Source organism: Terriglobia bacterium (assembly GCA_032252755.1).
Lineage (GTDB): Bacteria > Acidobacteriota > Terriglobia > Terriglobales > Acidobacteriaceae > JAVUPY01.
Genome location: JAVUPY010000033.1, coordinates 1 through 5865, shown reverse-complemented (window position 1 = coordinate 5865; position 5865 = coordinate 1). Strand labels below are relative to the sequence as shown.

Sequence of the window (5865 nt, the reverse complement as noted above, 5' to 3'; positions counted from 1 at the left end):
ACGCCTGGAGCAAGCAGGGCTGCTAACTGGTACTTCGCACGCGCGAGGCAGCATTCGCTACGCCATTACCGAGAAAGGCGAGGAGGAGCTTCGCGCGCAAATCGAATCCGGACGAATGCGGTACTGGTGGCTGGAAGAATCGAACGTCTACAGGTCCATTCCTCGCACACTGCTCCTCGCCTGGCTCTATGCCGGTTCGCAACAGGTGTCCGACTGCATGGACGCTGCCGTGCGGGAGTTGCGGTTCCTTGCCCTCCAGAAAACATCGGAAGCACAGGGCATCCGCGAAACCATTCTCCGTTCAGAGGTCAACCGTCGTAACGGACGAACGGACGACGAGGGTATCTTCGTTGCCACGGTCTATCGGTGGCTAAAAGCAGAGTCGGATGCCGCGTTGTTCACGGCTCAGATCGAGGCGCTGAAGACAATGAGGCCGTTCCTCGCACCTCTACCTTCGCTTCCAAAACAATAATCATTGGCAGCAGCCTAACGTTCCCCCGGCAGAATTCTGTCGGGGCGAGCCATAAGTACCCCCCCAACAAACAAACTTTTCGCACAGGTGTCTCCATGTCTCGACTCACCAAGCAGCAATCCAAACTGCATGCACAGGCCTGCTCCCTGCTTCAGCAGAACTCCTTGACGTTCGATGAACGGCTCTTCGTCCTCGACAATTGGCAGGAAAGTGCCAACCATGTGAATGGATCTGCGGGCGCGTTCTTCACTCCGCGCAGTCTTGCTCGGGGCCTGGCTATCGAGACCTTCGGAGGCAGAATTCTCGACATCTGCGCTGGTATTGGGTCGCTCGGATTCGCAGCCTACCATTACTCCGCTGGCACACAGACCGGTGGGCGTCCGAACATTACGTGCGTGGAGATCAATCCAGACTATGTCGCCGTGGGCCGCAAAGTGTTGCCAGAGGCCACCTGGATACAAGCCGATGCCTTTGATCTGCCCTCATCTCTCGGCGGCTTCGACTGCGTAATCTCCAATCCACCATTCGGCCGCGTCCAGCACAACGGTAGTGCACCGCGATACTCCGGATGCGAATTCGAGTACAAAATCATCGATATTTGCAGCGATCTTGCCAGTGCCGGCGTTTTCCTGATTCCGCAATCCTCAGCGCCGTTCAAGCTGAGCGGTATCCGGGGGTACGAAGACGCGCCGACCGACAAATATCTCCGCTTTTCTCAGCAGTCCTCGATCGAGCTGGATCCAAATTGCGGCATTGATACAGCCGTTTCCATGGATGAATGGCACGGTGTCACCGTGATGACGGAAATTGCGCTGGCCGACTTTGTCCAGGCCCGTTCCCGTCGCCGCATGGCGGCCGGCGCCGCCCAATCCGAAACAATCAGCGTGATCGAGCAGGCTGTTTCCCTACAGCGCGAACTCTTCGCTTGCGCTTAGCTTCTTGTCTTTGCTGTAACAGCAGTCCGATTCCACTCGTTGAACAGGAAACTTTCTATGAAAACGTATGCAGCCTGGGGCGAAAGCCGGCAATCCCTCGACCACTTTCTGGCCATCGGCGACGTTGTCGATCAGGAAATGGCCGATTACTTCGTCAACGTCCTACCCCCGGTTTCAATGTCGGGGCTTCTGGTGCAGATCGGGGAGCCTGTGAAGGATGTTGCAGGCCGCCCGACGTACGCCACGCTACGCAGAAGCAGCGCGCGTGAATGGGTTTACGCTGGCAATTGCTATCGGGGCGCGTCTGCGGAGCCCCCAGAGCCCACGCGGGGTATGTCTGACCTTGCTATCGACATTCTTCGCGCAACCCACGACGGTAACGACCTGGCGCCGCAGGACCTCGCACTTGTCGAGGCCGCCGTAAACGGGCACCTCAATGAGTCTGGAAAGGCGTCCATGGTCGCACTTCACGCCAACGCGACCAATCCAGAGGGCTACACGTCGCCCTCCAGCCGCACGTAGCGGCTCCAGAACATCTTGATGGCGACATGGATCACAAAGAGGGTGAAATTCCCCCAATCCAGCGGGTTGAAGCTGAGGTCGGTGGCGCAGTACCAGTACAAGTCACACAGCAGGGTCAAAAACAGTTCGGACATATAAAGCCTCCCTGCTAGGGAAGTCGATAGTCCGAACATTCTGAATCGAACCTCAGGCCCCGCAACACCCAGAAAGAAGGAATTATGGGATCGACAGTCACCACCGGCCGCCGCGTCGGAGCATTCACCTCGTCTTGCGGTAAAACGATCTATGTCCTGGCGGAATGCACCTACGAGAAAAACTGCACGCCGCACACTCCAAGCTGGTCATGCATCGGAATCGGCGAGATTAGCGACGTCATCCGCCGCATCTTCGCGTACGGTTCGTCCTGCGAGGGCGGCATGCTACAGAATCGTAACGGGCACATCAGTCCAGAGGGCTACATTCGCTCCTGGCTCGAAGAGTTGAAGGCTCCGCTCGAAATGCGCGACTTCCAGCTTGACCTCAAGGCAGGCACGGGCTTTTATGACACAGTCCAGAAGGAGAAAATCGAGAGCGTTTCCGAGGCCCTAATCGCTATTGGGCGGGTCGACATTTCTACCGCGCTGCTTGCCGGCCGGACCTTTACGGTCAGCTTCCAGAAGGATGCCACTGTTGTTTTAGCTCTCTATGGGCTCAATGGTGCGGGAAAATCTCTGCTTTCTCCGTGGCTGGCTGTTCATTCGCATCACTTGCCAAGTCTGGAGACGGACCGCAATGCGAGTCTCGGCTACGAGCCCAAACCAGCAGCATCTGACACCCCGAGTTCGCCCGACCCGGTTGTTTACCGCGTTGGCAACGAGGATTGCTTTGTCCAGCATGCGGATGGCTCTCTACGAGCCGCCGGATGGGCCTACAGCCTGGTCGGCCACTTTATCGAGAACCTTTGGAAAGAGGAGATGCTTGTTCCTCGTAGCTTTGCGCGGCGAATCAAAACTTTCCGCGACACGGTGACGAATGCTCCCCGACTTTCTCCCGACGCACTCACTGTCACCATCGATACAACCGTGGCTATGGAGCACGCATATGAGGCTCGCGTTATCGCAGAGTTTCAGCGTGACTTCCCAGAGAGCGTGACAGGGAAAGTCTTCGTGTTTCAGCCGAACGCCGAGACCTTCTATCGCAGCTAGCAGCTTCCCGACTCATGTGTGAGGTGGGAGATCAAAGGTGGGCAGCAGTCGCTGCCCGCCGCTTGACAGCGATGCTGCCAGCAGATCATGTTCGCGGCTCATCTATCCCACGATCTATCCGAAGAAACGAATAGCGGTCGCCTTTTGACCCTTAGGAGCACCCATGAAAATCACTGTCTGGACAGTCACGTCGGACACAGATGGCGGTCTCAGCACGTCTGTTCACGCCACCCAGAAAGACGCCTACATCGAAGCTAAAGGCCGTTTCTGCAATTCGACGGAGCAAGAAGCAGTGTTCAACAATCACATTGCCGCTGGTACGTTTGACGAACTCGCCAGCTACCTAGTGAGCGAGCTTGAGGGCTCATTGGATTCCTTCAATATCGAGGACCATACCTTGGAGATTTCCGATGCCGGTTCCCCGTGGAAACCCCTGGAAGGCTTGCTGGGACCCTCGTATTGCTCGGAATTTATGTACATGGGCCGCGACCAAGACCGTGGGCTCGAGATGTACAAACACATCAATTCCCGGCGTTATCTCAACATTGATCCGACGACGGGCAAGACCTACCGCCGGATTCCTCCGGGTGAGTTGTCCGAGATCCCACCCGAGGAAGCGGTACGCTTCGCGCGTTCCCTCCAGTAGGTTCCACGTACAAAATCGTTTCGCGCACTCGACGGGGTCGGAATCTCGGCCCCTTTCCGTCTGACTAAGAGGAGTGATGTATGAGTTTTCACCATTCGACCGCTGCAAATCCGCTCCTGTTTGAAGCGTTCCCCTCAGAAGAACAGCAGAAAAACGGACTCCAAAATCCCGCGCTTTCACAATGGTTCACTCCCGAATGGGCGGCTGAGTCTCTGGTAACACGCTATTTTCCCGATCTCAATCCTTCGGACCTGGTGATCGAACCGTCGTGCGGTCTCGGATCGTTTTTGAAAGCCATCCCGGATTCAGTTCCTGTGATTGGCGTCGAGATCGATCGCGAACTCGCCGACCGAGCGCGTGCCAACACAAACCGCGAAATCCTTACGGGAGATTTCACGACCATCCCGCTACCCCCGGATGTGACAGCCGTTATCGGCAACCCGCCATTCGTCGTGCCGGTGATCGAACGGTTCCTCAACCGCTCCCATCACATCCTGCCTACCGATGGACGCTGCGGTCTGCTACTTCCCGCCTATGCCTTCCAGACTTTTGGCCGGGTGAATCGCTGGAATGAGAAATGGAGCCTGCGCGCCGACATGATTCCACGCGGCCTGTTTCCAAACCTTCGTTTACCCCTGGCCTTCTGCATGTTCACGAAGGACACTCGCCGCAGCATGGTGGGACTCGCCCTTTACGCCGAGGCCGCGATGATTGGGAACCTCTCTTTGCAGGCACGGGAGATTCTTCAACATGGTCGCCCCCGGGCCAGCGTCTGGCGCGCACTTGTCACTGAAACCCTGCAGATGCTTGGCGGCCGGGCCACGCTCGACCAAATCTATCGCTCGATCGAACCGCGCCGTCCTACCGCCACCGCCTTTTGGAAAGAGAAGGTACGGCAACAGCTGCAAAAGTATTTCCTGCACTGCGGACCTGGCGACTGGGCACTGTGCAGCCCGGCCGCGTAATCCAATCTCGTTGTCACGAATACGAATGCAGCAGGAGAAGGAGACTCGTTATGCCGCAACTCAACACATACGACCTCGATGGTGGCTGCAGCCTGGAGACATCCGTCACCGCCACGGAGGAATCAACGATCACCATTGTCGTCAACGAGCGCGATGCCGCCCATCATGCTGCGAGGGGCGAAACCTTCCTGCAAAGACGACCGCGAGGCGATGGCCAAACTCGCGGAACTGATCGAAGACATCCGGGGGGGGGTAGCTGGCCTGCCAACCGACACCCCATTTGTGGCGAAGTGATTCAACCAAAGAAAGAGAATGCTATGCAGGACACTAACCATTTGGTATGGCTACATGAATCGCTTCACCGCGAGAAGGCGCGACTCGCAGCCTCAAAGACCGAAGCCGAACGCAGGGTGCGAACGGTATGGACTGAGCAGAAACAGCGCGAGATCGAAGCGGAGATGCGGTTCCTCGGAATATCCAGCGAGCCGGTAAATCTCAGTGACGATGAACTTCTGCGCGAACTGACCGCCTAACAACATCCGATACGCACCAGACTGATTTAAGAATTGGGCAAATTTTATGTGCGAAATTGACCTTACACCTTGCGCCTCCTGTGGCCGCAAATATGGCCACCTGGATGATTGCCGCGCCAAGGCACTGCATCTTCAATTGGACGAAATGATTCGAGAACATGGCGTAAACATCGCTTTCTTTCCGAAGCCGGTTTCCGATCCTATCTCCGAAAATCCACGCGAATACGGCGTGACGATTACCGCCGATGTCGAAGCTGACAGCCCAGAGGCGGCCAAAACGGCTTTCGTCGAGGAACTCGCTATCGGCAATACTGACGGTCTCACTTTTCACGTCGAAAACCTATGTACAGGTGTCGAGCAAGAGCTTTGAGATGTTTCACCGCAGTGCGCACGTCCTCTGATAGGCTGCGCACTCTTCACATGGGAGCCTTATGTCCACGCATACGAACCCTGGATTCTTCATCACCTTTGAAGGAATCGATGGATCTGGGAAATCAACGCAGCTGCGCAAGCTGGCGCAATATCTCGAAGCTCGAGGTGAGGCCATAACGGTGACGCGCCAACCCGGCGGTACTCCCATTGGCGACCGTATCCGCGGCTTGGTTCTC

At 56.6% G+C, this 5865-nt stretch carries 10 protein-coding genes; 9 read left to right on the top strand and 1 reads right to left on the bottom strand.

Annotation, left to right across the window (positions count from 1 at the left end; translation table 11 throughout):
• From ROO76_08465 to ROO76_08455, 3 genes are all read left to right on the top strand, one after another.
• On the top strand, positions 1–472 hold a 472-nt coding region (locus tag ROO76_08465), incomplete at its 5' end, for a hypothetical protein (protein ID MDT8068186.1).
• A 95-nt stretch (positions 473–567) separates the two neighbouring features.
• On the top strand, positions 568–1407 hold the full coding sequence (locus ROO76_08460) for a methyltransferase domain-containing protein (protein MDT8068185.1): 840 nt from the start codon (positions 568–570) through the stop codon (positions 1405–1407).
• Between the two features lie 57 nt (positions 1408–1464).
• A complete protein-coding gene (locus ROO76_08455) occupies positions 1465–1929 on the top strand; it encodes a hypothetical protein (protein MDT8068184.1) in 465 nt (154 codons plus the stop codon).
• On the opposite strand, the gene ROO76_08450 is transcribed toward ROO76_08455, so the two are convergent.
• A complete protein-coding gene (locus tag ROO76_08450) occupies positions 1902–2063 on the bottom strand; it encodes a hypothetical protein (GenBank protein ID MDT8068183.1) in 162 nt (53 codons plus the stop codon). The two genes, ROO76_08455 and ROO76_08450, sit on opposite strands and share 28 nt — an antisense overlap.
• A gap of 84 nt (positions 2064–2147) precedes the next feature.
• Between ROO76_08450 and ROO76_08445 the strand changes: the two genes are divergently transcribed.
• From ROO76_08445 to ROO76_08420, 6 genes are all read left to right on the top strand, one after another.
• Positions 2148–3113 (top strand): hypothetical protein, encoded by a 966-nt coding sequence (locus ROO76_08445; GenBank protein ID MDT8068182.1) that lies wholly within the window; start codon positions 2148–2150, stop codon positions 3111–3113.
• Between the two features lie 163 nt (positions 3114–3276).
• On the top strand, positions 3277–3759 hold the full coding sequence (locus ROO76_08440) for a hypothetical protein (protein ID MDT8068181.1): 483 nt from the start codon (positions 3277–3279) through the stop codon (positions 3757–3759).
• 80 nt (positions 3760–3839) lie between these two features.
• Positions 3840–4724: a class I SAM-dependent methyltransferase gene (locus ROO76_08435; protein ID MDT8068180.1), complete on the top strand. Its 885-nt coding sequence runs from the start codon at positions 3840–3842 to the stop codon at positions 4722–4724.
• Positions 4725–4774: 50 nt separating this feature from the next.
• Positions 4775–5257: a hypothetical protein gene (locus tag ROO76_08430; protein MDT8068179.1), complete on the top strand. Its 483-nt coding sequence runs from the start codon at positions 4775–4777 to the stop codon at positions 5255–5257.
• A gap of 46 nt (positions 5258–5303) precedes the next feature.
• Entirely contained in the window at positions 5304–5627 is a 324-nt protein-coding gene (locus ROO76_08425) for a hypothetical protein (GenBank protein ID MDT8068178.1), read from the top strand.
• Positions 5628–5688: 61 nt separating this feature from the next.
• Positions 5689–5865: dTMP kinase (locus tag ROO76_08420; protein MDT8068177.1), on the top strand; the 177-nt coding region annotated here is incomplete at its 3' end.

Excerpts from the sequence above, each read along its gene's own strand:
- ROO76_08425 (MDT8068178.1), top strand. The coding sequence starts at position 5,304 with ATGTGCGAAATTGACCTTACACCTTGCGCCTCCTGTGGCCGCAAATAT.
- ROO76_08435 (MDT8068180.1), top strand. The coding sequence starts at position 3,840 with ATGAGTTTTCACCATTCGACCGCTGCAAATCCGCTCCTGTTTGAAGCG.
- ROO76_08455 (MDT8068184.1), top strand. The coding sequence starts at position 1,465 with ATGAAAACGTATGCAGCCTGGGGCGAAAGCCGGCAATCCCTCGACCAC.
- ROO76_08430 (MDT8068179.1), top strand. The coding sequence starts at position 4,775 with ATGCCGCAACTCAACACATACGACCTCGATGGTGGCTGCAGCCTGGAG.
- ROO76_08450 (MDT8068183.1), bottom strand. The coding sequence starts at position 2,063 with ATGTCCGAACTGTTTTTGACCCTGCTGTGTGACTTGTACTGGTACTGC.
- ROO76_08440 (MDT8068181.1), top strand. The coding sequence starts at position 3,277 with ATGAAAATCACTGTCTGGACAGTCACGTCGGACACAGATGGCGGTCTC.
- ROO76_08445 (MDT8068182.1), top strand. The coding sequence starts at position 2,148 with ATGGGATCGACAGTCACCACCGGCCGCCGCGTCGGAGCATTCACCTCG.
- ROO76_08460 (MDT8068185.1), top strand. The coding sequence starts at position 568 with ATGTCTCGACTCACCAAGCAGCAATCCAAACTGCATGCACAGGCCTGC.